Here is a 1230-nt window from a genome sequence, read left to right as displayed (position 1 = left end):
AAGTATCCTGTTGTGAATACATAGCAACAGGAGGCAAACCGGGGGAACTGAAACATCTAAGTACCCCGAGGAAGAGAAATCAACCGAGATTCCGAAAGTAGCGGCGAGCGAAATTGGATTAGCCCTTAAGCTTTTAATGAGACAGATGAAGGCTCTGGAAAGTGCCGCAGTAAAGGGTGATAGCCCCGTAATCGACATCTCATCATCAGTGAAAACGAGTAGGGCGGGACACGTGATATCCTGTCTGAATATGGGGGGACCATCCTCCAAGGCTAAATACTACTGACTGACCGATAGTGAACCAGTACCGTGAGGGAAAGGCGAAAAGAACCCCTGTGAGGGGAGTGAAATAGAACCTGAAACCGTGTACGTACAAGCAGTAGGAGCACCTTCGTGGTGTGACTGCGTACCTTTTGTATAATGGGTCAGCGACTTAATTTTAGTAGCAAGGTTAACCGTTTAGGGGAGCCGTAGGGAAACCGAGTCTTAACTGGGCGTACAGTTGCTAGGATTAGACCCGAAACCAGGTGATCTAGCCATGGGCAGGTTGAAGGTTGAGTAACATCAACTGGAGGACCGAACCGACTAATGTTGAAAAATTAGCGGATGACTTGTGGCTAGGGGTGAAAGGCCAATCAAACCTGGAGATAGCTGGTTCTCCCCGAAAGCTATTTAGGTAGCGCCTCGGACGAATACTACTGGGGGTAGAGCACTGTTAAGGCTAGGGGGTCATCCCGACTTACCAACCCTTTGCAAACTCCGAATACCAGTAAGTACTATCCGGGAGACACACGGCGGGTGCTAACGTCCGTCGTGGAGAGGGAAACAACCCAGACCGCCAGCTAAGGTCCCAAAGTATAGCTAAGTGGGAAACGATGTGGGAAGGCTCAGACAGCCAGGATGTTGGCTTAGAAGCAGCCATCATTTAAAGAAAGCGTAATAGCTCACTGGTCGAGTCGGCCTGCGCGGAAGATGTAACGGGGCTAAGCTATACACCGAAGCTGCGGCTACGTACCTTAGGGTATGTGGGGTAGGGGAGCGTTCTGTAAGCCGTTGAAGGTGGTCTGTAAGGGCTGCTGGAGGTATCAGAAGTGCGAATGCTGACATGAGTAACGATAAAGGGAGTGAAAAACTCCCTCGCCGGAAGACCAAGGGTTCCTGTCCAACGTTAATCGGGGCAGGGTAAGTCGACTCCTAAGGCGAGGCCGAAAGGCGTAGTCGATGGGAAAC

1 rRNA gene is annotated in these 1230 nt (G+C 50.8%); it reads left to right on the top strand.

Annotated features, from left to right (window positions below):
• A 23S ribosomal RNA gene (locus QQ041_RS19625) occupies positions 1-1230 on the top strand; the annotation flags it as partial.

Origin of the sequence: Vibrio sp. TMPB1044 (genome assembly GCF_030442075.1) — a bacterium.
GTDB classification, from domain to species: Bacteria; Pseudomonadota; Gammaproteobacteria; order Enterobacterales; family Vibrionaceae; genus Vibrio; species Vibrio satsumensis.
This window is presented reverse-complemented; position numbering and strand designations above follow the sequence as displayed.